Origin of the sequence: Pelodictyon luteolum (assembly GCF_001622165.1) — a bacterium.
In the GTDB taxonomy this organism is placed as follows: domain Bacteria; phylum Bacteroidota; class Chlorobiia; order Chlorobiales; family Chlorobiaceae; genus Chlorobium; species Chlorobium luteolum_B.
This window is the reverse complement of sequence record NZ_LVWG01000030.1, coordinates 14586-38397: the sequence shown is the minus strand read 5'-3', so window position 1 is coordinate 38397 and position 23812 is coordinate 14586. Positions and strand designations below refer to the sequence as shown.

Genomic DNA, 23812 nt, shown 5'->3' with positions numbered 1-23812 from the left:
ATCATCGGGCCGCTTAAGAGGACCCGAAGGAAACCGTCCGGCTACCGGAGGGCGGCGGTTTCATCAAGGGCAATTTCTCCGGAAAGAATCTTTTTTCTGACCGCTTCGATCCGTTCCAGAACGGAAGATGGAATGCGGTCTTTGTTTGAAGGACTGTAGACAAGGTCCGTATAGCGATCCTCAAGGCCGTATACGACCGCTCTGCCTCCTTCAAACGAACCGTCGGCTACGGAGGCGACCGTGCTGAATACCGACCGGTCGACAGCCTTCGTCATGCTGCCGAGAATGCGGCTATCCTTCAGCGACTCACTGTCGCAGTCCGTACAGATAACATGGTGACCGGTTTCGCGAGCAGCCTCAATTACACCGAGGCCACTGGCACCGGCAGCCTGATAGATGATGTCTGCTCCCCGGCCATACTGGCCGAGAGCCAGTTCCCTGCCTTTTGCCGGATTGGCAAACGCGCTGCCGGTCATGCCGATGAAGCCGGAGATGAGGGCTGCACGGGGATTGACGAAGTGCACACCCTCCCTGAATCCCGTCTCGAACTTCCTGATGATGCCGGAATCCATGCCGCCAATGAACCCGACAGTGTTCGTCTGCGTCATGAGGCCGGCCAGTGCACCGGCAAGGAATGAGCCCTTTTTCTCTTCAAAGGTCATCCCCGAAAGGTTGGAAGGCACAGGCGCACCTTCCTCGGGCATATAATCGACACAGGCGAATTTCTTGCCGGGATACTCCCGGGCAAGTGCAGTGATATCCTCGCTGAAGAGAAGGCCGACACCGATGATCATTCCGATTTCGGGATCGTCGGCCATCTGGCGGAGAGCCGCCTCGCGCTCACCACCCTCTCCACCCGGTTCGACATAGATGAAATCGACACCGAGTTCTTTTTTTGCATCTTCCAGGCCGCTGTAGGCCAGATCATTGAATGCCCTGTCGCCCCGTCCGCCGATATCGAACACAAGGCCGACCCGAAGGGGTCCGCTGCTGCCGGGAGCGGACTCGTCGCCGCTGCCGGATGGATTTTGAGAGCAGCCTGCAAGCAGAACCGCCCAGAGAAGGAACACCGTGTGGAAGTACTTCATCCCGTATGCTGTAGTATGGAAATCAGGGCCCCCCGGGAGCCTCCTTTCATTTGAAACCGTTAAGTTACCAAAATCCCGCTCTTTTGAAAAAAGATAGACCGATCCCAATCGCTTTTTCATCCCTCATGAATGGTTACATTCGTGTAAAAACGGCGGTCTTCCCGGAGATGTTCCTATATTTCAGTTTACTCCGGCTTTCCTCCGGGGAGCCGCAATGAACTGAAAAATTGCCGAATGTCAGGATACCAGCGCACCTTCTTCCTGAAACCCGTCGAAGCCGCAGCCGCCCCTCGGATGACGGAAGCACTCCTGCAGGAAGGATACCGGCTCAGACAGTCCATTTCGCAGCGTGAAACCCGCAGCTACTACGACACCTTTGAATGGCAGGCATTCGATAAAGGTCTTTCGGTAGCCTCAACCGGCAGGGTCCTGTCCCTGTACGATCTTGATTCCGGCTGCACGCTCGAACGGGAGCGGTTCATCTCCCCCCCGTCATTCTTTGCTGCCGATCTCCCTCTCGGGCCTCTTCGCGACCGTCTTTTTGCCGTGAGCCCCATACGGGCCTTCATCCGTCTCATACAGATGGATGTGACACTTCAGACATGGAAGATCCTCGACCGTGAAGAAAAAACCATAGGCACGGTACATGTTGAAAGCTGGAGCAGCGCCCCCCTGGAACAAAATCCCCCTTTTGCATCATTCATGTCGCTGAACCCGCTACGGGGCTATCAGGAAGAGATGCTTGAAGTTGCCGCACTGCTGGCTCCCGGGGCTGCCGTTGGGGATGAGGGCAGTCTTCGCCGGCTTTTCATCGACGCCATGGCTGCCGGTGGCCTGCAGGTCGGCGGCTACAGCTCCAAAATCGATCTCGCCCTTGACCCCGAAGCTCCTGTACACGAGAGCGCCCTAAGCCTTCTCCGCTTCACCACCTCCATCATGCGCTTGAATGAGGATGGCATCAGAAAGTCCATCGACACCGAATTCCTCCACGACTACCGGGTCGCCATACGAAGGGCACGCTCCATACTGGCGCAGCTCAAGGGGGTATTCCCCCCCGAAGCAGCAGGTCCGGCGTCGCAGGCAGTAAAAGCTGTTGCAGCAAAAACCAGCCCGCTGCGCGACCTTGACGTCTACCTTCTCGAACAGGATCGATTCCGGTCCTGGCTCCCTCTGGCTCTCCATCCGGGGCTCGACACCTTTTTTGCAGCTCTCGGCCGCCGCAGGAAAACCCTGCAGCGTTCATTCAGCACCTATCTCGACTCACCCGAATACGAGGCATTCCTCAATGAGTGGAACGCCTTCATCGACGATTCCCTGATGCCGGATGCTGAGCTGGCGCCGAATGCGTCACTTCCAACCATTACCGTTGCAGGCAGGACCATCCGCAAGTCATGGAAAAAGCTCATCCGCCACGGGCGCATGGTCAGTAGCGAAACCACTGATGACGAACTGCATGCCATGCGCATCGACTGCAAGAAGCTGCGCTACCTTCTGGAGTTCTTCATGTCCCTTTACCCGGCCAAAACCATAATGCCGGCCATCCGCCACCTCAAAGAGCTTCAGGACAATCTCGGCAGTTTCGTCGACTGCTCCGTACAGCTGAGGTTCCTCTTCGACCAGCTTGAATCGGCAGGGACACGCCGGAACGACATGCAGCTGGCCGCCACTCTCGGAGGACTCATGGCCGTACTGCATGAACGGCAGGAAAATGCCCGCAAGGACTTCCACAAGGCATTTTCACGGTTTGATGACGACAGGACCGCAGAACTCTTTGAACAACTCACGACCGGTAAAACCGGTGATCGCCAATGAAAACAATAGCGCTATACAGCATAAAGGGCGGCGTTGGAAAAACCGCCTCTGCCGTCAACATGGCTTATCTGGCTTCACTCCAGGGTGAGCCGACCCTGCTCTGTGATCTCGACTCACAGGGGGCGAGCTCCTACTATTTCAGGATCAGCGCATCGCGCAAATACAACAGCGAAAAGTTCCTGCAGGGAAAAAACCGGATCTACGAACACATCAAGGGAACGGATTTCGACAACCTGGACATCCTCCCCTCGGATTTTTCATACCGGAACCTTGACATCGAGCTCTCGGAGGCGAAAAAACCGCAGAAAAAGCTCAGAAAGAACCTCGAAGCGCTCGCCGAAGACTACCGTCATGTGTTTTTCGACTGCCCGCCGAACCTTACCCTCCTTTCCGAAAGCGTTTTTGCGGCTTCCGACCTCATACTCGTCCCCCTGATCCCGACGACCCTGTCCATCCGCACCTATGCCCAGCTCCTTGACTTCTTCAACGAGCACGATCTTGACCGCACCAAAATCAGGGCATTCTTCACCATGGTCGAAAAGCGCAAGTCAATGCACGCCGAAATTATCGAAGAGCACCAAAGCACACCGGGGTTCCTCCACCAGCTTATCCCCAACAGTGCCGAAGTCGAGAAAATGGGCATCTACCGGGCGCCGCTGAACGCTGTCCGACCCGGTGCGTCGGCAGCAAAAGCATACCGCCTGCTTTGGGACGAGATCGCATCCTGCTCGAGGGAACGGTAAGGCGTCCCGAAGGCCCCCATCAAGGCAACGCTTTCTGTCTTTCACACACTCTCTGCATGAAAACAAGCGCCCCATCCTCGACCTTCAAGCAGCTCATCCCGGTGCTGGCAGTCCTGCTTCTCCCCCTTGCCTATCTGCTGTTCTTCCGCAGCCACAGGGACCTCGAAGAGATCAGGGAGAGCGGCACCGTGCGGGTGCTGCTCAGCTACGATCCCATCAACTACTTCATCTACCGCGGAACACCGATGGGGTTCAGCTATGAAGCCGCCAAAAGCTTCTGCACCAGTCTCGGGCTTCAGATGGAGGTAGTTGTCGTCCGTGACCTCAACAGCCAGCTCGACCGGCTGCAGGCAGGGGAAGGCGACCTCGTCGCCCACAACCTTACCATCACTCCCGACCGAAGGACCATGGTGGAGTTTTCTGATCCGATCAGCTATACCCGGCAGGTCCTGATCCAGAAAAAGAACCCTGGCGGCAAACCGGTAGAGAGCGTCGGTGACCTTGAAGGCCGGCAGGTGCATGTCCGCAAGGAATCCGCATACTACACCGAACTCATGAAACTCCGGCGGGAGGAAGGCATTAACGTGGAAATCGTAACGGTTCCGGGAGAGAGAACGACGAGCGAGCTCATCCGGGATGTATCCAAGGGAGCCATCACCCATACCGTAGCAGACCGGGACATTGCCACCGCCCACCGCACACTTTTCCCGGACCTTGACACCACGGTTCCAATCAGTTTGAGCCAGCCTCTGGCCTGGGGCCTCGGACGACATTCGCCGGAACTCCTTCATGCGCTCAACCGGTGGCTCTCAGAGAAGTCCACAGCTACCCTCTTCGCTGTGCTTCACCTGAAGTACTATGAACAGCAGTACACCTTCAGAAAAAGGGCCATCAGCATTTTCTATTCCGGAAAACAAGGGGAAATATCTCCCTATGACCGCCTGATCAGGCGCTATGCCGCAACAGTCGGATGGGACTGGCGACTGCTGGCTTCCCTCATCTATGAAGAGTCTCAGTTTGACCCCGGAGCAGTTTCATGGGCAGGAGCATCCGGCCTCATGCAGCTGATGCCCCAGACGGCCGGCATGTACGGCATTTATAACCTCTTCGACCCTGAGGCAAACCTCAAGGCCGGAACACTCTACATCCGATCGCTGCAGAAGGAATGGAGTGACATCCCTGATCAGGAAACACGGATGAAATTCATTCTGGCATCCTACAATGTAGGCCCGGGGCATGTGCGTGATGCTCAGGCGCTGGCAAAGAAGTTCGGCAAGGACCCCAACCGCTGGGAAGAAAATGTTGAACACTATCTCCGCCTGAAGTCCAAACCGCTCTATTACCGTGACGAAGCTTCAAAATACGGGTACTGCAACGGAGGCATGCCGGTCCGCTACGCCCAGAACATTCTCTCCCGGTACAGCCTCTACAGCCAGGCCATACCGCTCTGAGAGGCATCGTCCAGCTCAATATTCGTCGAATCCCTCTCCCCTTATCCTCTCTCTCTCTGAGGCGTTCGGGGCGGCTAAAAATAAAGAACTCCACACTGTCCGTCCAGCCACAGGAAAATCATCGATACCCCGTTGGGCGGAAGATTGTTTTTGGATGATTCGGCAATTAATGCCATCATAAACTGCCCGTCCGGCCCTGTTCCGGTGACGGGACAGCACAGAGTAACACCGAACGGCGCACGACGATGATACAACTGCTCAAAACCACTCTCACCATCCTGCTGGTTGCAGCCATTCTCGCCGGTGCAGGATTCCTCTCTCTGGGCTTTCTGCTCTCATTTCAGGCAGAAGCCCCCGAAAAAACCGATGTAATCGTCATCCTCGGAGGTGACAGCGGACGGCGCGTGCGCAAAGGCGCTGAACTGTACCGGAGCGGATATGCTCCCCGGGTCATCCTGACCGGCATCGATGAGCGCTATTACCGGCCCGGAAAGCTTAACTGGCGTCAAAAGAGAATGGTCTCCCTCGGAGTGCCGCTCAGCGCCATAAGCGTGGACAGCCGTTCTGAAACCACCTGGGATGAGGCGTTCAACACCGCAGAGACGATGAAAAAGAATGGATGGAAGAAAGCCCTTGTCGTCAGCGACCCTCCGCATATGTTCCGCCTCAAGAGCACCTGGAGACAGGCATTCAGGAAAACACCGCAAAGCTTCATACTCATCGCAACCAGCCCGGAATGGTGGGATCCCATCCTCTGGTGGAAAAACAGCATCAGCTGCAGATTTGTATACAGCGAGCTCAAAAAGAACCTCTTCTACGCCCTCGTCTACTATTGATGATACCCGGCAGATTCACTCAGCTGCGGGAAATCTCAATCGGCTGCAGGAAATCACTCCAATAAGAAAAGCGCCCCATGGCGCTTTTCTTATTCTTATCTATTGCATTATTGCATGTCCTTTTTACTCAGTTCAGCCCGTTCAGCTCAGAACGTGAACAGCTTCATGCCCTCGGCAGCCATGGAAGCGGCAACAACCGGAGGTTTGGCGATGGTGACGCCTTCAATCATCTCCCCGGCATTCTTTCCGGTATTGGGTAGGTAAAGCGGGCAGAGTTCGACCTTCACGCCTTTGGCGATGAGCCCCTTGAGGAGCATCTGCGGCGACTTGTCGAGCGGCTTGAACATCTTTTGGGCGCTGTTCTTCATGGCAAGGCTGCCGGCAGGGCCGCAAAGCAGCACCTGCACCTGACGGCCCTGCTGGAGGGTCTGGGTGGAGAGTACGAGTGCCATCATCTGCGTCATGGGTTCGGCATCGGTAAGGACGACGAAGATCCCGTTTGCATCAGCAGCTTCGGCCTGTGCCGGAGCATCGGCGGCCGAGGCGGGGGAAGGTGCCGGCAGCGCAAGCATGAGGGCTGCGAGGGTAAAGAGTTTCAGGAACGCTTTCATATGTATTTCTCCTTGTGAATGGTTGATGGGCGGATCGGAACGATCCGGGCCCTATTGGTGAGCGTTGCCGCGGCCGGATGCATAGCGGGTTGATTCATGACGAATGCGTTACCGTCGACGGCAGAAGTAAAATACGAAAAGCGGGACGTCAGACAACAGTTAACAATTATGATACAATATGTTACGGAGCTGAAAACATTCCGGAACCCTTGTGCATCCAGCCCGTTAACTGTCGATATTGCCCACACTCACCGGTGAACGAACTGCCGCATGATGACCACTCAACCAAACTGATGAAACGATGCAAGAGATCGAAGTAGTGATGGAAAGCTCGAAGAAGATCGCCCTTGTCGCACACGACAACAAGAAAGCCGATCTTCTGGCATGGGCCAAGTATAACCGCGACCTTCTGGAGCGCCATACCCTGTTTGCAACCGGAACAACGGGGCGCGTATTCGAAATGGAACTCCGCCTTACCGTCAACAGGCTCATGAGCGGTCCGCTTGGCGGCGATCAGCAGATCGGTGCCATGATTGCCAAAGAGGAACTCGATTTCCTCATCTTTTTCTGGGATCCGCTCGAACCGCAGCCACATGATCCCGACGTGAAGGCGCTGCTCCGCATGGCGGTCGTCTGGAACATCCCGACGGCCTGCAACCGTGCATCGGCAGACTTCATGATATCCTCCCCGCTGATGGATCGGGTCTATCAGAGGCTGGTGCCCGACTATGAGACCTACACCAGAAGAAGAATCAGCCTGAGAACGGAGGAATAGCCAAAATTCCTTACATTTGCACTGCCATGGCGACAACACCAGCGGCAGAGCATGGTAAAGGTAACGGTAACGGTAACAATACCACCCTCAACGCTCTCTGTTTACCCTGTCATTACATTAATAACGATATCATGAACAACAAGGAAGCGGTACTTGAGGTACTGAAAAAAGAGGGCACGGCAATGAGCGCAGGCCAGATTGCCGAAAAAAGCGGACTTGATCGCAAGGACGTGGACAAGGCAATGAAGGAGCTGAAGGATGAGGGGGCCATTCTGTCCCCGAAGCGCTGCTACTGGGAGCCTAAAGCCTGAGATGAGCCGGACGGCACGATGGAATTTCGCCGTAGACCGGGGAGGGACATTCACCGACGTCATCGGCATTGACCCGGAAGGTTCGCTACACTCCATTAAGCTGCTCTCGGAGTCCGGCAGATGGCCGGATGCAGGCATTGCCGGCATCCGGAGCCTTATGGGGATTGAGGACTCCCGGCCCCTCAGTTCTGCCGGAATCGAGCGCATCAGGATCGGCACGACGGTGGCCACCAATGCCCTTCTTGAACGCAAAGGGGCTCCTGCCGCCTTTGCAGTTACGGCAGGCTTCGAGGACCTGCTCGAGATCGGCAACGCTACCAGGCCGGATCTTTTTGCCCTCTCTATCGAAAAACAGCCGCCGCTCCATCAGGCCGTACGGGGAATCGATGAAGCTATCGGGCCGGATGGCACCATCCGCCGCCCCCTCGATTCCGAAGCAGCACTCGCCTCCCTTCTGGAACTCAGGGATCTGGGGTTCAGGAGTCTGGCCATCGTGCTGAAACATGCATGGAAAAATCCCCGCCATGAAAAAATCATGCATGAGCTTGCACGGGACGGAGCCGGGTTTACGCATGTGGTGACGTCGCATGAAATCATGCCGCAGATCAATATGCTCAAACGGGGTCAGTCGGCCATGATCGAGGCTTACCTCTCCCCTGCCCTGTTTTCCTATGTTCTCTCCCTCCGCAGCCTGGCTGGCGACGTGCCGATTGAGTTCATGCAGAGTTCGGGCGGGCTACGGGATGCCGACCGGCTCCGGGCCATCGACACCATTCTCTCCGGTCCTGCCGGAGGGTTGCTGGGCTATGCCGGAGAGGCGGGGCGCCTTGGCTTCACTGAGGCGATAGGCTTCGACATGGGTGGAACCTCGACCGATGTATCACGATATGCCGGCTCGCTTGAGCACCGCTTCGAGACCACGATAGACAATGTTCCCTTCCATACCGAGATGCTCGACATACAGACCGTGGCGGCCGGTGGCGGATCGGTCCTCTGGTTCGACGGCCAGCGGCTGCGCGTCGGACCTCAGTCGGCGGGCTCGAATCCCGGCCCCGCCTGTTACGGCCTTGGCGGTCCCCTCACCCTGACCGATGCAAACCTCATTCTCGGGCGCATCATCCCCGCCTCCATCCCTGCCACGTTCGGTCCCTCGGGAGACGGCAGGCTTGATGCCGGGGCTGCGCACCACCTTTTCAGCGAACTCGCCCGGAAGGTCACCGATGCAACAAATACTCAATACGACTCCTCAAGCCTTGCTGCCGGGTTCCTAGAAGTAGCCAATGCCATCATGTGCCGTGCCATGAAGGGCATTTCGGTCTCACGCGGCTATGACATCCGCACCCATGCGCTCATCGGATTCGGCGGCGCCGCTGCACAGCATGCCTGTGATGTCGCCGACATCCTTTCCATCCCAACAATCGCCATCCCCCGCCACGCGTCCGTGCTTTCGGCATGGGGGATCGCGATGGCTGAAAAAACCGAGCGTGCCATTGAGCCGGTGATGATGCCGCTGACAGGGACCCTTCTTGCTGCACTGGAACTGAAGGCTGACGCCTTAAGCACGAAGCTCCTCGATATCATCGGAGCCGATGCCGCCGCCGCCCGAACAGCGATCTTTCTCGACATCCGCCCCAGAGGCACCGATAGCTGGCTCTCTGTGCCCGCATCGCTCAGTTCGCCGCATAAAGCAGTCGCCGGCATCAACACCATTCTTGAACGTTTCACCGCCTTCTACCATACACGCTACGGGTTCATGCCCTCCGTCCGTTCGCTGGAGGTAGTCAGTATGAGGGTCGAAGTCGGGACCGGGAACCCCCGAAGCGGCACTGCACCCGGAGCTTCTGCATCTCCAGACCGGGCGCTGCCAGAAGATGCCATTTCCTCCAAGACACCACTATGGACAGAAGATGGCTGGGTCGATGCCCCCTGCTGCCGTCTGGAAGCGCTCATGCCGGGAACCCGGATCTCCGGACCGGCAATGGTTGTCGACAGCCAGCTGACCCTGTTCGTAAAAAAGGGATATGAGGCCCTTTTCGACCATGCAGGATCAATCCTCATGCAACGCGTGAGCCCTTTCGGGGCAGTGCATGAAGCTTGCCATGACTCACCCGTTCTGAAACCCGATCCCGTCCTCCTGGAGGTATTCCACAACCTCTTCATGAACATTCCCGAACAGATGGGAAGCTCGCTGGAAAACACCGCGTACTCCGTCAACATGAAGGAGCGTCGCGACTTTTCATGTGCCCTCTTCGACGCTGAAGGACGGCTTGTGTCCAATGCACCGCATATACCCGTCCATCTCGGTGCCATGGAAGAGGCCGTCCGCTGCCTTATCGAAGACAATGCCGGAGAGCTGGAGCCTGGAGATGTTCTGCTTGCAAACAACCCCCACCGCGGAGGCTCGCACCTGCCCGACATGACCGTCGTCACGCCGGTCTTCAGCCTCAGCACGCATCCGTCATTCTATCTCGCCAACCGCGGTCACCATGCAGACATCGGCGGCACAACTCCCGGTTCGATGCCCCCTTTCAGCCGCTCTATTGAGGAAGAAGGGGTTGTCATCAGCAGTTTCCATCTGGTGCGTCGGGGCCGTTTCCGCAAAAAAGAGCTGCTTGAACTCCTTTCTTCCGGCCCCTGGCCGGCACGCAATCTCCCTGAACGGATCTCAGACCTTGAAGCACAGGTTGCGGCCAACAACCGGGGGCTGGAGGAGCTCAATGCGGTTATCCAGCGCTACGGCCTGGACCGGGTCAGCCAGTACATGCACTTCATCCGCCTGAACGCACGTCATGCCATCCATGCGCTTTTCAGAAAAATAGCCGCCGAGACCGGCTCTTACAGGGCATCCTGCAGCGACACCATGGACAACGGCGCAGTTATCCGGGTCAGGGTTAGCATCACCTCACCGCCAGATAAGGATCCCCGTGCAGTTTTCGACTTCACCGGCAGCGCACAGGAGGATCCCGGAAACATGAACGCCCCCCCGGCCGTCACAAGGGCGGCAGTTCTCTACCTGCTCAGGGTCCTGGCTGCCGGGGACATTCCGCTGAACTCAGGCTGCCTTGAACCGGTCGACATCATCATCCCGGATGGGAGCATCCTCAGCCCATCCCCGAAGGCAGCGGTGGCCATCGGCAATGTCGAGACCTCACAACGCATCGTCGACGTTCTCCTCGGTGCGTTCGGCAGCGCAGCTGCATCCCAGGGCACCATGAACAACCTCCTCTTCGGCCCGCCGGACGGGTCGGGAAGCCAGTACTATGAAACCATACCGGGCGGGTCCGGAGCCACAGCGTCGAGAGAGGGCGCTTCGGCCGTGCAGGTGCACATGACCAATACCAGAATCACCGATTCCGAAATCCTCGAAGAACGGTATCCCGGGGTTGAAATCGAGCGGTTTGCCATCAGACGGGGAAGCGGAGGCAACGGACGGAATCGTGGTGGCGACGGGGTCGTTCGAAGGGTCAGCTTCCACATGCCGATGCAGCTCAGCGTGATTTCCGAGCGGAGGGACAGGGCGCCATTCGGGCTCGAAGGGGGTGGCAGCGGAGCCTGCGGGCTCAATCTGATCATCCTGCAGGATGGCACAGCAATCCCCGCAGGCGGCCGGATCGAGCGCATTATGCAGCCGGGTGAAGGTGTCGAGATCGCAACGCCGGGAGGCGGAGGGTATGGAAACCCCTCCTCCTAAGGGTTGAGAAGGGCGTCTTTCAGACCCGATACCCTTATTCTTCTCTGCCTGATGGCGGCTGAGAAGGTTTCAGGATCAGCCCTGATTTCCACACTGCGGCGTGCACGGGTGATGGCTGTATAGAGAAGCTCCCGCGAAAGCATTGGAGAATCCTCCGGCGGCAGCACCATGAGCACGGCATCGAATTCCGAACCCTGGCTCTTGTGTATGGTGACGGCGTAGGCTGTTTCATGCTTCGGGAGCCTTTCGGGCGGAACCGGCCGCATCGAGCCATCGGGCGCACTGAACCATACCATTGGACCCGCTCCGGGGTCATTGAATACGATCCCCGTATCGCCGTTGAACAGCCGCATTGCGTAGTCGTTCTCTCTGACCATGACCGGCCGGCCGTGGTAAAAAAGAGATGAGGGGTCGATGAGACCCTGGCGCCTGAGAACAATCTCTGCCGCCATATTGAGCCCTCTGACTCCAGAAAGTCCCGGAGCGTCACTGATGGCTCCAAGCAGCCGGAACCGGTCGAACGCCAGAAGCGCCGCCGACGGGTTCCCGGCCTCGAGAAACGGGCGGTACCCTTCGATGATTGCGGCCGCCAGTTCCTCCGGTACTCTGTCCAGCTCACTCCAACGACTGAACGGGGGACGAAGCACAACTCCCCGATCCCTCCCTGCGGCAAGCAGCCCCAGCGCCTCCTCCACCCTGCCCCCGTTGACAGAGCGGGCAAGATCACTAATGGACGAACCACCCTCAAAGCGGTAGTTTCTCTCAAGAACGGTGACGGATCCGTAAAGCGGCGTACCGGGAAGGGCCGCAGCAGCGCATATGTCGCCGAGCACAGCCCCCGCCTCGACCGATGCGAGCTGGTCAGGGTCTCCGAGAAGAATCAGGCGGCACGAAGGGGAAAGCGCTGAGACGAATGCATGCATCAGCGGGAGGGCGACCATCGAAGCCTCGTCGACGACGACCGTATCGAAAGGCAGAGGGTTAAGGGGGCCGTGACGGAACCTCCCCGTGCCTGGTATGGCCTGAAGCAGGCGGTGCAGGGTTGAGGCTTCGTCGGGAATCGCCCGGCGTGCTGCTTCTGTACAATCGAGCGCGGCCTTCTGCATCCTCACCGATCCGCTGAGGCGCAGTGCAGCCTTGCCGGTCGGTGCCGCCATGGCGATCCGTCCTCCGCCCATGCCGTCTTCACCGGCAAGCAGTGCGAGGATTTTGACGACGGTTGAGGTCTTGCCGGTGCCCGGACCGCCGGCAATCACCGAAAAGCGTCGCAGAAGTGCATGGCGGGCAGCAGTCCGCTGCATCCCTTCCTCGTCAAAAAGCCTGTCAAGCCCGTCCTTCAGGGCATCCTCATCAAAAGAGACCTGAGGCGTTCTGCACCGCTTGAGAATGTTCCCGGCCAGGCCCGATTCAGCAGTCCAGTAACGATGGAGGTAGAGAAGGCTTCCTCTCCCCCTCACTAGCGGCAGGTTCCCGTCCCCTTCAGAAACGACACCGCTCCGACTGAGTATGGAAAGCAGTTCCGGGAGTTCCGGCATCGTCACGTGCTCATCACCGGCAAGAATCTCACGCCCCGCAACTGTCTGGAGATCAAGGCATACGTCCCCCCGGTCAGGAACTCTGCTTGCGAGCGATGCAAGCACCCTGAGGACAGCATCGCCGGGCATCGAGGAGTGACGCATGATGAAGGCTCCGAACTGGCGGTCTAGAGGGCGCAGGTCTTCGTACCTGATGCAATTCATGGTGCAGCCTCCCCGGCAATAGCCATGGTGAGTTCCTCAATCAGCTGAGCGGGCGGCCGGACCCGGTAGAGACCTGTTCGTCCACCCTCCCCGTCAACCCCGCGGAGAAAGACGTAGAGCACTCCGCCGAAGTGCGTCCTGTAGGTGTAGCCCGGAACCCGGAGGGTGAGATGGCGGTTCAGTGCAGCAAGATAGAACAGGTACTGGAGGTGGTAGCGGTGTTCATCCATTGCGGCCTCCATACGCTCTTCCCCGTAATCGGCAGCGCTGTTGCCGAGATGGTTTGATTTCCAGTCAAGGAGCCAGAACCGCCCGCCTGCCTCAAACACCATGTCCATGAACCCCATCAGCATGCCCGTTGCCGGCTGGAACTCCAGGCTTTCGGCGAGCTTCCGGTAATCCGCACCTTCTGCCATGAGGCCATGGCGGCGGAGGGGCTCCTGAAGGGCATCACAATGCAGGAGCGACATGGGCATGAAAAACTCAAGCTCTGAAACCCAGCTGCCGGGCTTCAGGGCGCCGAGGCGGAACGGATTCTCCCCTTCACCCAGCGGCATCTGCAGCACGGCCTCCACCATCCCTGTGACGGCATCGCTCCATGTCGGCTCAAAGCCGTATCGCAGGAGCGATGCATCAACCTGCTGGCGGATGGCCAGAGGATCAGGGGATGAAAAGTCGATATGCTCAAAGATTTCATGCATGAAGATACCGGCTTTGGCGCCCTTCGGGAAAGCGAAAATCCCCATCGCATCAATAGTCCGAACAGGTTCATGCAGCAGTCCGACTGCTGCTGCTTCATCGCGGTCGGGAAGTTCCGGCTGGCGATGCCCCTGACGGGTGAAGGATGTGAAACTCGACACCCTCCATGCGCGGTCGATACTGCCGCTGAATCGCCGCAGCTTCGGGCCCTGGGAATGGGTACCATCAACCTTAAGCGGCGGAAGGAGATGAGACAGAAGCTCATCGGGCTTTACGAGCCGGAACCCGACTGCCGCCCGGGACTCATCGGCAAAAGCACGAAGCTCCTCCTCCATACGGAAGGGTGAGGATGCAGCCATGGCCTCTTGAAGTCGCTCCGGGGCGCCCTCAACCCGCTCATGTTCGGCCGCTCCGGCATGCAGCAGGTAATTCACAGCAGATACTGCGCCCGAAATCCTCGCCGAAACGAAACAGCATCGATGCTCGGCCCGGGTAAGGGCGACATAAAAGAGCCGGAGATCCTCGGCCATCGTCTCCTCTCCGGCACGCAGCATGCCCTCAAGAAATCCCGGCGAGCCGAAATCCCGGACCGCTTCACCAGAATCCTCATGAAAGGCGGCCACCTCTTTGGGTACCTTCGAACCCTTCCACAGGAACGGACAGAACACCAGAGGATACTGGAGCCCCTTGCTGACATGGACGGTCACGATCCTTACGGCCGCCTCATCGGTCTCAAGCCGCATCTGGTATGCTTCCTCTTCTCTGTCCGTATCGAGACATCGTTCGCTGAACCAGGCCAGCAGCGCTTCAGGTCCTGCATTTGAAGCATGTTCATGCTGATGCAGGAGCTCAAAACAGTGAAGAAGGTCTGTAAGGGTACGCTCACCGCCCTCCCGGGCAAGAAGTCTTCGGCGTACATCCTCATTGCGCATGAACTCCCTTGTCATCGCCATGAACCCTTTCGTTCTCCACAACTGGTTCCACCGCTCAAAGTCGCGAAGACAGCCAATCCACCCCTCCAGGTCATCGGACAATGCAGCTATGGCATTGCCTGTCCGGCCGAGGATGCCGGTAGCAAGGGCACTGCGGATCCTGGCTTCCCGGGATGGGTTCAGAAGGGCTTCGAGGAGCAGAAGCGCCTCACCGGCAACCGGAGAGAGGAAAACGCTTTTTTCGCTCTGCAATACTGCCGGCACCCCCCTCGCCCGAAGGGCACCGTGCACCTTTGCCGCCTGCAGGTGGGTCCTGACGATGACGGCCATATCCGAAGCGGCAACGGGCACCTCTCCGATGCAGGCCTTCCCTTCACGGGCGTCGCCAAGCAGGCGGACGATTTCACCCGCCACCGCCGATGCCGCCATCTCCTCAGCAGCCTCTACCGTAAGGCATCCGTTCTTTGCCTCCTGTGCGTCAAGCAGCCATACCTGAAGAGGTTCAGGATGTCTGTCGTTCTCATAGGTGAACGCGTGCCGGGGTCCGCCGCCGCCGGAACTGATCGGCCGATAGGCAATGTCGGGGTACAGGAACGGGTTCGGTACTTTCTGGAACAAGGTGTTGAACCCCTCAAGCAGGAGCGGCGACGAGCGCCAGTTCTTCTCGAGCGTAAAGCGGCGGCTGGCGTCCACGGATGCCGCGGCCCGGAGATAGGCAAAGAGGTCTGCACCACGGAAACTGTAGATCGCCTGCTTGGGATCGCCGATGAGGAACAGCGGGAGAGATGAGCCGGCATAGATCATCCTGAAGATCTCATACTGCACGGGATCGGTATCCTGGAACTCATCAATGAGAGCCGCAGGGTAGGAAGAGCGGAGCACCTCGCCGAGTCTTTTGCCTCCTTCGGATCCAAGGGCCAGATAAAGATCGGTGAGAAGGTCGTCGAACAGCCTGACATTCAGCTCCTCTTTATGTCGGGGCAGTTCTGAAAGGTAATAGCGGACCAGTTCCGACTTCAGCACCCTCGCCCGCTCCTCGAGTTCCCGGAGCAACGCTTCGGCAGCATCAAAAAAGGGGTGGACGGGTGCCTCGTAGTTCTTCTTCATGCTCCCACGGAGCGATTCTGAAGTAAATCGTGCAAAATCAACGAAGCAGTCGAACACTCTGTCGCCTGCAAAGTAGATGTCCATCCGCTCAAAGAGAGGAATGAGCTCCTCTTTTTTATAGGACCCGGCAGCCCTGCTGAGTCCGGGATCGTCATTGAGGATGGAGATGATGGCTGCCCGCTCCTCCTTCCACAGGCATGCTGCGGCTTGATAGGCCTCCCTGCAGCGGGCTTCGGCGGCCTCCGGCTCTCCCGGGGCGTAGTCGGGCCTGATGGAGGTGAACGGGCCGGGACGAAGTGTCGAGAGCAGGCGGATGAACGATTCAGGCGTCACGTCTTTTTTCCATCCGATATAGCCGGAAAGCGGAGCTTCTGGAGAAAAGAAATGCCGGCGCCAGAAATCCTCGACAATCCCCTGCAGCAGTTCATGCTGATCGGCACCAAGACCGGTATCGTAAAGCGAGCCGCTTTCAAACGCATGGTCCTGCAATGCCCGGAGACAGAACGCGTGGATGGTGTGTACCGCCGCCGTATCGAATGAGCCGAGAGCCCTCTCAAGCCGGCGGGCGGCTTCTTCCACGCCGATGGCCGGAGCGGCACTGCCGATCAGGAGAAGCGCCTCATCACAACGCCGGGGGTCCCTGAGGGCCATAAGAGCATCGCGGATGCGTTCCCGGATCCGCCCCCTGAGCTCCCCGCTGGCCGCTTCGGTATAGGTGACCACGAGAATGCTGTCGGGCAGCAGGCCTCCTTCGACGATAAAGCGAAGGTACAGCGAGGCAATGGCATGGGTCTTGCCCGTTCCGGCACTGGCCTCGATGAGGTTCATTCCGCTGAGCGGTACGGATGCGTGCTCGAGAGCCCTCATCATTTTACCGCCTCCGAATGATGAAGAAGCGGCCGGACCAGAGCCGCGGCGACGTCGCGGAAAGAGAGAGGGCCCGCAGCCTCGAAATCAACCCCTCCTTCACCGAAACATCGCCTGTAAGCGGGGTCGTCTCCTTCTCCCGCACCCCCCCCGAACCCGCTCGTCTGCCAGGTCCCCCGGGCTGCTTTTAAAGCATCGCGCTCCCCTTTCTCAAGCTTTGTCTCCCATGCAAAAGAGGTTTCAGGGAAATAGGCAAGCGGCATGCGCTGTCCTGACCGGTACCGGTCGAGAAGATCCTCAAGAAGGAGGCGGGGCTCTTCGGGTTGACGAAGGCGGTAGGCTCCGTTCTGCATGACAAGCAGGGTTTCAGGATGGACCCCTTCCGGCTGGAGGGAGCAGAGAACAAGATGGAAGATCCAGCTCCGCATGCGCTCCCTCGCCTTCATGGACGCCGGCCGGGTGAAGAGCTGGCCGGAGCTATGGAGGGCATCGAGCCGGCCGCTGAGGGTAAAGGTGCCGAGGGGCAGGTCGAAATCAAGCGACGGCAGAGGAAGTGGTTCAGCAGAGATGCGGCGGACTGTAAGGGCAAACCGGGCGGCATCATCAAGAATCGATTGGTAGTGCCGCTCTCCAGAGAGGGCGGGAGGCAGGACGCCCTCAGCACGGAACCGCTCCTGCACCTTACCGAGGTCCCCGCCCCGAAGCATGGCTTCTGCCAGTTCTGCCCTTATCCGGTATGCGTCCAGCCGGTCGACACCGAACGGCTCACGCTCTTCAAGCGGAAGGATTTGACCGGCGGCCTGAAGCCCGAGGCGGTTGCGAAGGAAATATGCCGACGGATTGTCATAGAAGCCAATGAGGTCCATGAGCTCGACCCGCTGAAGCGGCTCCTCGGGTTCGGGAAGCGGTGCATCCATAAACAGCGCTTCCCGGCCTGCACCGCCCAGAGCGGCAGCTGGAAGAAAATTCTCTTCGGAATAGCTGAACAGAGGACCCCGGGCACTGAAACATGCCGGATTGAAGGGCTGCAGCGGGTGGTCGAGGCGAAGCCGTTCCTCCGCCCTCATCCCGTCCGGGAACATGAACCCCCGGTCCACGGCGTCGAACAGTTCACTCACCAGCACCGAGGGAGGAATCGGACTGCTGTCCTTCCGGCTCCGGCCAACGTAGCTGATGTAGAGGACATCGCGGGCCGAGAGAATGGTCTCGAGGAAGAGATACCGGTCTTCAGCACGCACCGAGCGGTCGGCGCGCTTCGGGTGGCGGGCGATAAGATCGAACCCCGGAGGATGATGCTGGCGGGGAAAAGCCCCATCATTCATGCCGAGCATGCCAACAACCCTGAAGGGAACGCTCCGCATGGGAAGCATCGAACAGAACGTCACGCCTCCTGTCATGAAACCCAGTCCCTGCTCCTCCTCCTGAAGGCGTCCCTGCAGCCAGGCAATGACGACCTCAGGCGGTACCCCGTCGGAGTACAGGGAACGGCGGCTGATTTCGCCCATTCTCTCCATAAGGTCCTGAACCGCCAGAAACTCGCGGATAGAGTCCTCCTCTGTCTGGATGAAGCGTTCAAGCATGGAGATGAAGAATACCCGCCACTCTGCCAGAGGACGGGTTTTGGAAAGCCCGTCCCGAAACAGTTCGACAGCATCGATGAAATCGGCAAGCAGCCCGATGGTTTCAACCGCTCCGCCTTCAATCCCATCAAACGGGAGAACCCCGCCGGTTGAGGGTTCCCGGCTGTCCATGGCATAGCCGAGCAGAAGCCGGTCAATGCCTGCCCTCCATGAATTCTGGCGGAACGCCGGGAGCTGGTTCATAGCGCGGTCCTTTTCATCGATTCCCCATCGGATGCGGGTATCGACGACCCATCCCCGGATGCTCTGCAGTGCGGGTGCATCAAGGCCGAAGCGCCGGGCCACGGGCGGACTGGAAAGCAGGTCGAACAGTTCAGGAGCAGCCGACCTGCTCCCATGAAGCGAAAGAAGGCGCAGCACCGCCGATGCCACCTGGCCTTCATTCATGAGACGGCGGTCAGCGACGGAAAAAGGAATGCGCTCTTGGCCAGCTGAGCCGAACACCGCCGTGATGAACGGAGAGTAGGTTTCGATGTCGGGCGCCATCACCACGATATCGCGGGGGGCAAGCCCCGGAATGGACTCCAGCATATCAAGCAGGCGGTCGTGCAGGACCTCGACTTCACGCTGCGGAGAGTGGCATGCATGCACCTGAATCGAGCGGTCTGCAGTGACATATGAAGGGCGGAGGCCGTCACCGGTTCCCGAAAGTGTAAGGATATCCGACTGGACGGCATGCAGCAGGGTGTCGCGCCCTGGATCAAGGTACCCCTCTACCCTACGGCTCTCCTCGTCAGGAATCTCCAGCACCATATCCGAGAAGTCACGGCCTATCCTGCCGAGAGAAGCAAGCAGCGGATTGCCCTCTGTATGAAGATCCCGTTCGTCATGCGTCATGGCCGAAAGGGTACGGCGGGAGACGATGTCCCCCCAGTACTCCTCAGTAGGGCTCAGGACGAACAGATTGACCTCCCTCTGGCGGGCAATCGAGGCAAGAATGTCAAGATGGAACTGCGGCAGGTAGGAAATGCCGAACAGTGCGATACGCCCCGGGAACACTGCTTCTGGAAGCACCCCGTTCCTGCAGAACTCCTCCTTCAGCCTTCCGCGATGAAGACCTCCGAGTTCGGCATTCAGACGACGCCAGAGAATGGCCTGCCATCCGTCGGGTCCCCCGGTGCCCTCGCCGGCTTCCCACAGGGCAAGCATTTGAGGACGGAAAAGGGTGTACTGGTCGAATGAATCGGCAATTTTTGTCGCAAGCTGATAGAGGCGGAGCGGAGCGGAGCCTCCCGAAAGATAGCGGCGGAGAATCGAAAACGGCTCATCCTGCAGCATGGAGGGCAGGAGGCGCATGATGCTCCAGGCCGTAAACTCGGGATCATACCGTCCGGCTTCATCATCCTTCAATGGAAAGACATGCCCGAAGAGCTCGGAAACAACAGCATTCGGAAAGGGGTAGCGGGCTCCGGCCCATACGCCGAGACGGCGGGCAAGCTCCATGGAGAGCCATCGCTGCATCCCCCGGCTCTGGACCACGATCACCTCGCGCGAAAAGGGCGAAGCTGGCTGAGAGGCCTTGAAAGATGAGGCGAGGCAGGCGGCAAGTTCTTCCGTCCGGTTCGAGGTATGGATATTAAATGCCACCGTCCCCGCCCTCCTCTCTTCGGACCGGCCCATCAAGGCTGACAGAAGAAGCCCCGAGCGAGGCATACTCACCCGGATTGCAGCTGAGAATGATGATCTGCAGCCCGTTCGAAGCTGCCCGGTCCAGCATCCGCTGCAGGAGCTGCACCCGCAGGGGATCGGTGTTTGTGAACGCATCATCGAACACTACGGGGAGCGTGCCCCCGTAGCCTTCAGCCAGCAGTTCGGCGATGGACAGGCGCACCGCAGCCGAGACCTGCTCCTGCATGCCGCCGCTGAGGCCCGAAAAGCCGATTGATCCCGTGCCGCCACGCTGGATCCTGATGTTGCTGAACGTCTTGCCGGTATAGTCGATGGCAGCTTCAAGACCGGGACCGAACATACAGCGGAGGTAACTGGTGATTTTATCCGCCAAAGGCCGGCTGAAGCGCCGGGCATCCTCTGCCTGCTCCTCACAAAAGAGCTCATAGAGCAGTTTGGTGGCCATTGCGCGCTGCAGAACAGCCCTGTACTGCGCTTCGGCCTGCCGGGCACCCTCGGTAGCGGCATAAAGGGTGCCGGAGGGATCATCCGTACCGTCACGCTCTAGCACCGCACGCTGGCTTGATGCACATTCACGGCACTCCTGGATGCGTTGCCGGTTGAGCCTTTCTGCCCTGTCGAGCCGCTCCAGATCCTTTTCAAGCTGGCTGGGCTGCAGGTCACGGTACAACGCCTGCAGGGCTGCAAGAGCGCCGTCCGCTTCGTTTTTATCTCCGAGAGCCCGGCCAAGCGCCTCCTGCAGTGCTTCGTCTCCGCCATGCCGCTGCCGAAGACGCTCCAGCTCACTCCGGCACGCATCCAGACCCTGGCGCTGACGGGCGGATTCTTCAGTTTTCAGCTGCAGTTCAGTCTGGAGGCGCTGAAAAAGGGCTCCAGAGGCAGCCATGAGGTCATGTTCTTCCCGCTCTTTCCTCCGGGCTTCACCAAGAGCGCTTTCGAAGGACTCCAAAAGCGCCCGGGCATCGGCCTCCGTCTCCGGACGGGGAATTCCGCCCGAACGGCCGGCAGCCGATGATGCTGCTATGCGGGCCTCTTCGAGTTGGCGCCCGGATGCCTCGAAACGCATCCGAAGCATACCGTCCGGATCAAGCGCCCTCAGAGAGGCATCAGCCGTCATCCTGTCGGCTGAGAGGTCCCGACGGCGGCCGTCTGCTTCGAGTGCAGCCTGCATGGAACCGACACCGTACCTTTCAAGCAATGAGGAAAAACGGTTTCGGGCCTCTTCGGACTTGATGCGTGCCAGTAGAAGGCTGTTTCCCCCACCCGGCTGGATCATGAACCTGAATCGTCCCCCGGCCTCGATTTCGGCAGCATCGTCAAGCAGCACCGACTCCCCCTCACTGACCGTTTTACCACCGATCCTGACCGAATTATCGCCCTCAAGCACGGTGACACCGGATGCCATGGCCTGCAGCCCGGCATCGGCACGTTCAAGCTCCGAGAGTGCCTCACGAAGAAGAGAAAGAGCTCCGCTGTCAACGGCTGGAAGCAGTGACAGTTCCTGCTGCAATGCCCTTGAGCTGATACTGTACCCTTCAGCCTGCTGCATGAGCCCGGCCATCCGCCTGTGAGTCTCTTCAGCCGCAAACAGTGCCACCCATGAACGGATGCACTCCAGAGAATTCACCGCCATAGCTGTCGAGCTGCCAGCTCCGCCGGAACGGGCAGCTGCTGCCTCATAGGCCGCAGCAGCTTCGCTGACCCGACGCTTCAGATCTTCAAGCATGGCTTCCAGAGGTGCAAGCGACTCCATATGCAGAGAAATGTCCCGCTGCAGCTCTAGGACCCGTTCCCGTACTTCAACAAGCGCCTTCCAGGGAGCTTCCGCAAGTTTTGCATCCGCCTCTTTGCGGATGATTGCTCCGGCAAGTTCGGCGGCTTTTGAAAGCCCGGCCGATACCGCAGCATGATCCCGGCGGAGCGTGGCACCGAGCTTACTGCACTCAAGGCTTTCGGCTTCAGCTTTTTCAACTTCGTTTATGGCGAAAAGGAGGCGCTGATATGCCGTATCGGCAGCAATGCGCCGCTCTTCTGATCGGTCTCGCGCCTCCATGGCCGCTTTCAGTTCAGAACCGGCTTTCGGCATGCCGGTTGCGGTATAGAACTCCCGATAACGCTGTTCAAGGGCCCTGAAGATGCCTGTATCGGTGTCGGACTGGGTGACGACTGCCCCGCCCTCTTCCTGAAGGCGCCGGATAAGCCGGTCCTGCAGAGGGGAGTCCCTGAGGGAGGGGTCCTGCATGCCCTGCCCCTGCCATACCCAGAGATGAGCCCACTGCTCCTGGAGCCGCTCTTTTGAAGCCCGCTGAAGCTCACTCACCCCGACAAGGGCGGCAAGGCGGCTCTCAGCCTCTTCTCCACGCCACAGGCTTCCGGCACCATCGCTCAGCTGTGTTGTTCCCGATGCACCCGAAAAGCGCTTCATGAGATGGTAGCGGGAGCCTCCTGCCTCCATGGTGATTTCAACTTCCGGGGCCGGGGCCGCATGCATCGGAAGCATCGATGACCTGATCTCCCCGACAGCCCTCGACCTCAGGAACAGACCGCGGTGGATTGCTTCAACGAAAGTGCTTTTGCCGGTTTCATTCCCTCCGCCGATGATCGTCCGCGAAGGGTCGAAATTCACACTGGTATCACGGTGAATACGGTAATTCCTTACGGTTGCTGAAATAAGCCTCATCGACCGCCCTCCCGAATGAACAATCCGTGGAGCTCCCTGAGGGCGAGAGCTGCCAGAATCGCCTCATCACCCTCACCTGCGGCCATTCCGGCAAGCCTTCCCGCCACCCTTGCACTCAGAGGGTCTGTGGCGTTGCCCTGGAGGGCTGCTATCTCCATCGGTCCGGGAGCTGTCCGGACACGGTTCTCGAGCTTCAGGCGAAGAAGGCGGGCTTCAAGAGCCTGGAGAAGCTCCTCAAGCATAACGGATGAGTCAAGACCGAGCGACCCCTCGAGCACAAGATGCAGAAGAAAGCGGCCGTGCTCTTTCTGGAATAGCGCATCCAGCCTGCCGGAAAGGAGCTCCAGATCGCTGTCGCTGCTGAATGTATAATGAAGCGTCTCCCATCCGAGCCGTGCAGTCTGAAGGATCTCCACCTTCGGAACAGCGCCTCTTGAAGCCTCGACAAGGAGGATGTTGCCCGGCAGGTTCTCCTCCCCTCTGCTGAAACGGTCCTGTTCAGGAGTACCTGCATACCATGCTTTCGTCCCTACCTGCTTGGTGCCGTGCCAGTCGCCAAGAGCGGCATAATCGAATACATCCCTGTCCAGACGCCCGAGATCGATGGCGCTGGATGAAATCCCCGCCACCCGGTCGTCATCGTCCAGGGACTGAAACTCCCCGATGCTGCCGTGCGCCATAAGGATCCTCGGGCGCAGGTCATCGAATGCATTGAACACCAGAGGATCGCGAAGCCATGCCGAAGGATCCGATACCGCGCTGCGCCTCAGCAGCGGGCAGGGAAAAATCACCGCATCCTCAAGCTCATAGGGACGTTCTTCAAGAAGAACGACGAGGTTTGGTGCAAGCTTCTCCTGTTCGGCGAGAAAAAACTGCTGGGCCCATATCGAGCCCGGACCGCTGTGATCATGGTTGCCGGGAATCACGACCACCGGCACAGGAATGGAAGAAATGGCCAGGCATGCCGCCGAAACCGTCGCCCTCTCAGGCGTCAGCGAGTCGAACAGATCTCCGGCCACAAGCACGAACGACGCCCCCTCACGGACGGCAGCGGCCCCGATGCGCCGGACCGCCTCAATCCTCTCCCGGGAAACAAGGGCCCGCTTCAGGCTGTCGCTGATGCCGGCAAACGGCTTGCCGAGCTGCCAGTCGGCGGTATGGATGAATTTCATCTCCGTCGGGAAGATCTGGGTTTTGAAAA

The 23812-nt window shown here is 58.9% G+C and carries 14 protein-coding genes; 7 read left to right on the top strand and 7 right to left on the bottom strand.

Annotated features, from left to right (window positions below; all coding sequences use genetic code 11):
* Positions 1-41: 41 nt before the first annotated feature.
* The gene (locus A3K90_RS05685; RefSeq protein ID WP_303681601.1) at positions 42-1088 is read right to left on the bottom strand and encodes a BMP family protein; all 1047 of its coding nucleotides are present in this window, start codon (positions 1086-1088) and stop codon (positions 42-44) included.
* Between the two features lie 234 nt (positions 1089-1322).
* Here A3K90_RS05685 and A3K90_RS05680 point away from each other — a divergent pair, with 234 nt between their 5' ends.
* The 4 genes from A3K90_RS05680 (at position 1323) to A3K90_RS05665 (ending at position 5930) form a co-directional block, all read left to right on the top strand.
* Entirely contained in the window at positions 1323-2900 is a 1578-nt protein-coding gene (locus A3K90_RS05680) for a CHAD domain-containing protein (protein ID WP_303681600.1), read from the top strand.
* Positions 2897-3643, top strand: a complete 747-nt coding sequence (locus A3K90_RS05675; protein ID WP_303681599.1) for a ParA family protein — start codon at positions 2897-2899, stop codon at positions 3641-3643. Before A3K90_RS05680 ends, A3K90_RS05675 begins: the two co-directional genes overlap by 4 nt.
* Before the next feature lie 56 nt (positions 3644-3699).
* Positions 3700-5094, top strand: a complete 1395-nt coding sequence (locus tag A3K90_RS05670; RefSeq protein ID WP_303681598.1) for a transporter substrate-binding domain-containing protein — start codon at positions 3700-3702, stop codon at positions 5092-5094.
* Between the two features lie 245 nt (positions 5095-5339).
* Positions 5340-5930, top strand: coding sequence for a YdcF family protein (locus tag A3K90_RS05665; protein WP_303681596.1), 591 nt, complete (start codon positions 5340-5342; stop codon positions 5928-5930).
* Between the two features lie 146 nt (positions 5931-6076).
* On the opposite strand, the gene A3K90_RS05660 is transcribed toward A3K90_RS05665, so the two are convergent.
* The gene (locus tag A3K90_RS05660) at positions 6077-6541 is read right to left on the bottom strand and encodes a hypothetical protein (protein ID WP_303681595.1); all 465 of its coding nucleotides are present in this window, start codon (positions 6539-6541) and stop codon (positions 6077-6079) included.
* A 301-nt stretch (positions 6542-6842) separates the two neighbouring features.
* Here A3K90_RS05660 and A3K90_RS05655 point away from each other — a divergent pair, with 301 nt between their 5' ends.
* The 3 genes from A3K90_RS05655 to A3K90_RS05645 are packed head-to-tail and all read left to right on the top strand — an operon-like array spanning position 6843 to position 11318.
* A complete protein-coding gene (locus A3K90_RS05655; RefSeq protein WP_303681594.1) occupies positions 6843-7316 on the top strand; it encodes a methylglyoxal synthase in 474 nt (157 codons plus the stop codon).
* Positions 7317-7342: 26 nt separating this feature from the next.
* Positions 7343-7627 carry an HTH domain-containing protein gene (locus A3K90_RS05650; protein ID WP_303681593.1) on the top strand — a complete coding sequence of 95 codons (285 nt, stop codon included), beginning with the start codon at positions 7343-7345 and terminating at the stop codon, positions 7625-7627.
* A gap of 1 nt (position 7628) precedes the next feature.
* Positions 7629-11318 (top strand): hydantoinase B/oxoprolinase family protein, encoded by a 3690-nt coding sequence (locus A3K90_RS05645; RefSeq protein WP_303681592.1) that lies wholly within the window; start codon positions 7629-7631, stop codon positions 11316-11318.
* Here the strand turns inward: A3K90_RS05645 and recD are convergent.
* The 5 genes from recD to A3K90_RS05620 are packed head-to-tail and all read right to left on the bottom strand — an operon-like array spanning position 11315 to position 23783.
* Positions 11315-13057, bottom strand: a complete 1743-nt coding sequence (recD, locus tag A3K90_RS05640; RefSeq protein WP_303681591.1) for an exodeoxyribonuclease V subunit alpha — start codon at positions 13055-13057, stop codon at positions 11315-11317. The genes A3K90_RS05645 and recD overlap by 4 nt on opposite strands.
* On the bottom strand, positions 13054-16665 hold the full coding sequence (gene recB, locus A3K90_RS05635) for an exodeoxyribonuclease V subunit beta (protein WP_303681590.1): 3612 nt from the start codon (positions 16663-16665) through the stop codon (positions 13054-13056). The genes recD and recB overlap by 4 nt, the downstream gene beginning before the upstream one ends.
* Positions 16662-19889, bottom strand: a complete 3228-nt coding sequence (recC, locus tag A3K90_RS05630) for an exodeoxyribonuclease V subunit gamma (protein ID WP_303681589.1) — start codon at positions 19887-19889, stop codon at positions 16662-16664. The genes recB and recC overlap by 4 nt, the downstream gene beginning before the upstream one ends.
* Complete coding sequence (locus A3K90_RS05625) at positions 19879-22611, bottom strand: AAA family ATPase (protein WP_303681588.1); 2733 nt, start codon at positions 22609-22611, stop codon at positions 19879-19881. Before A3K90_RS05625 ends, recC begins: the two co-directional genes overlap by 11 nt.
* A complete protein-coding gene (locus A3K90_RS05620) occupies positions 22608-23783 on the bottom strand; it encodes a DNA repair exonuclease (protein WP_303681587.1) in 1176 nt (391 codons plus the stop codon). The genes A3K90_RS05625 and A3K90_RS05620 overlap by 4 nt, the downstream gene beginning before the upstream one ends.
* Positions 23784-23812 lie beyond the last annotated feature (29 nt).

Bases quoted from the DNA above. Each gene is read 5' to 3' on its own strand.
- A3K90_RS05680 (WP_303681600.1), top strand. From the start codon at position 1,323: ATGTCAGGATACCAGCGCACCTTCTTCCTGAAACCCGTCGAAGCCGCA.
- recD (WP_303681591.1), bottom strand. From the start codon at position 13,057: ATGAATTGCATCAGGTACGAAGACCTGCGCCCTCTAGACCGCCAGTTC.
- A3K90_RS05625 (WP_303681588.1), bottom strand. From the start codon at position 22,611: ATGAGGCTTATTTCAGCAACCGTAAGGAATTACCGTATTCACCGTGAT.
- recB (WP_303681590.1), bottom strand. From the start codon at position 16,665: ATGATGAGGGCTCTCGAGCACGCATCCGTACCGCTCAGCGGAATGAAC.
- A3K90_RS05660 (WP_303681595.1), bottom strand. From the start codon at position 6,541: ATGAAAGCGTTCCTGAAACTCTTTACCCTCGCAGCCCTCATGCTTGCG.
- A3K90_RS05670 (WP_303681598.1), top strand. From the start codon at position 3,700: ATGAAAACAAGCGCCCCATCCTCGACCTTCAAGCAGCTCATCCCGGTG.
- A3K90_RS05620 (WP_303681587.1), bottom strand. From the start codon at position 23,783: ATGAAATTCATCCATACCGCCGACTGGCAGCTCGGCAAGCCGTTTGCC.
- A3K90_RS05675 (WP_303681599.1), top strand. From the start codon at position 2,897: ATGAAAACAATAGCGCTATACAGCATAAAGGGCGGCGTTGGAAAAACC.
- A3K90_RS05655 (WP_303681594.1), top strand. From the start codon at position 6,843: ATGCAAGAGATCGAAGTAGTGATGGAAAGCTCGAAGAAGATCGCCCTT.
- A3K90_RS05650 (WP_303681593.1), top strand. From the start codon at position 7,343: ATGGCGACAACACCAGCGGCAGAGCATGGTAAAGGTAACGGTAACGGT.
- A3K90_RS05685 (WP_303681601.1), bottom strand. From the start codon at position 1,088: ATGAAGTACTTCCACACGGTGTTCCTTCTCTGGGCGGTTCTGCTTGCA.
- A3K90_RS05665 (WP_303681596.1), top strand. From the start codon at position 5,340: ATGATACAACTGCTCAAAACCACTCTCACCATCCTGCTGGTTGCAGCC.
- A3K90_RS05645 (WP_303681592.1), top strand. From the start codon at position 7,629: ATGAGCCGGACGGCACGATGGAATTTCGCCGTAGACCGGGGAGGGACA.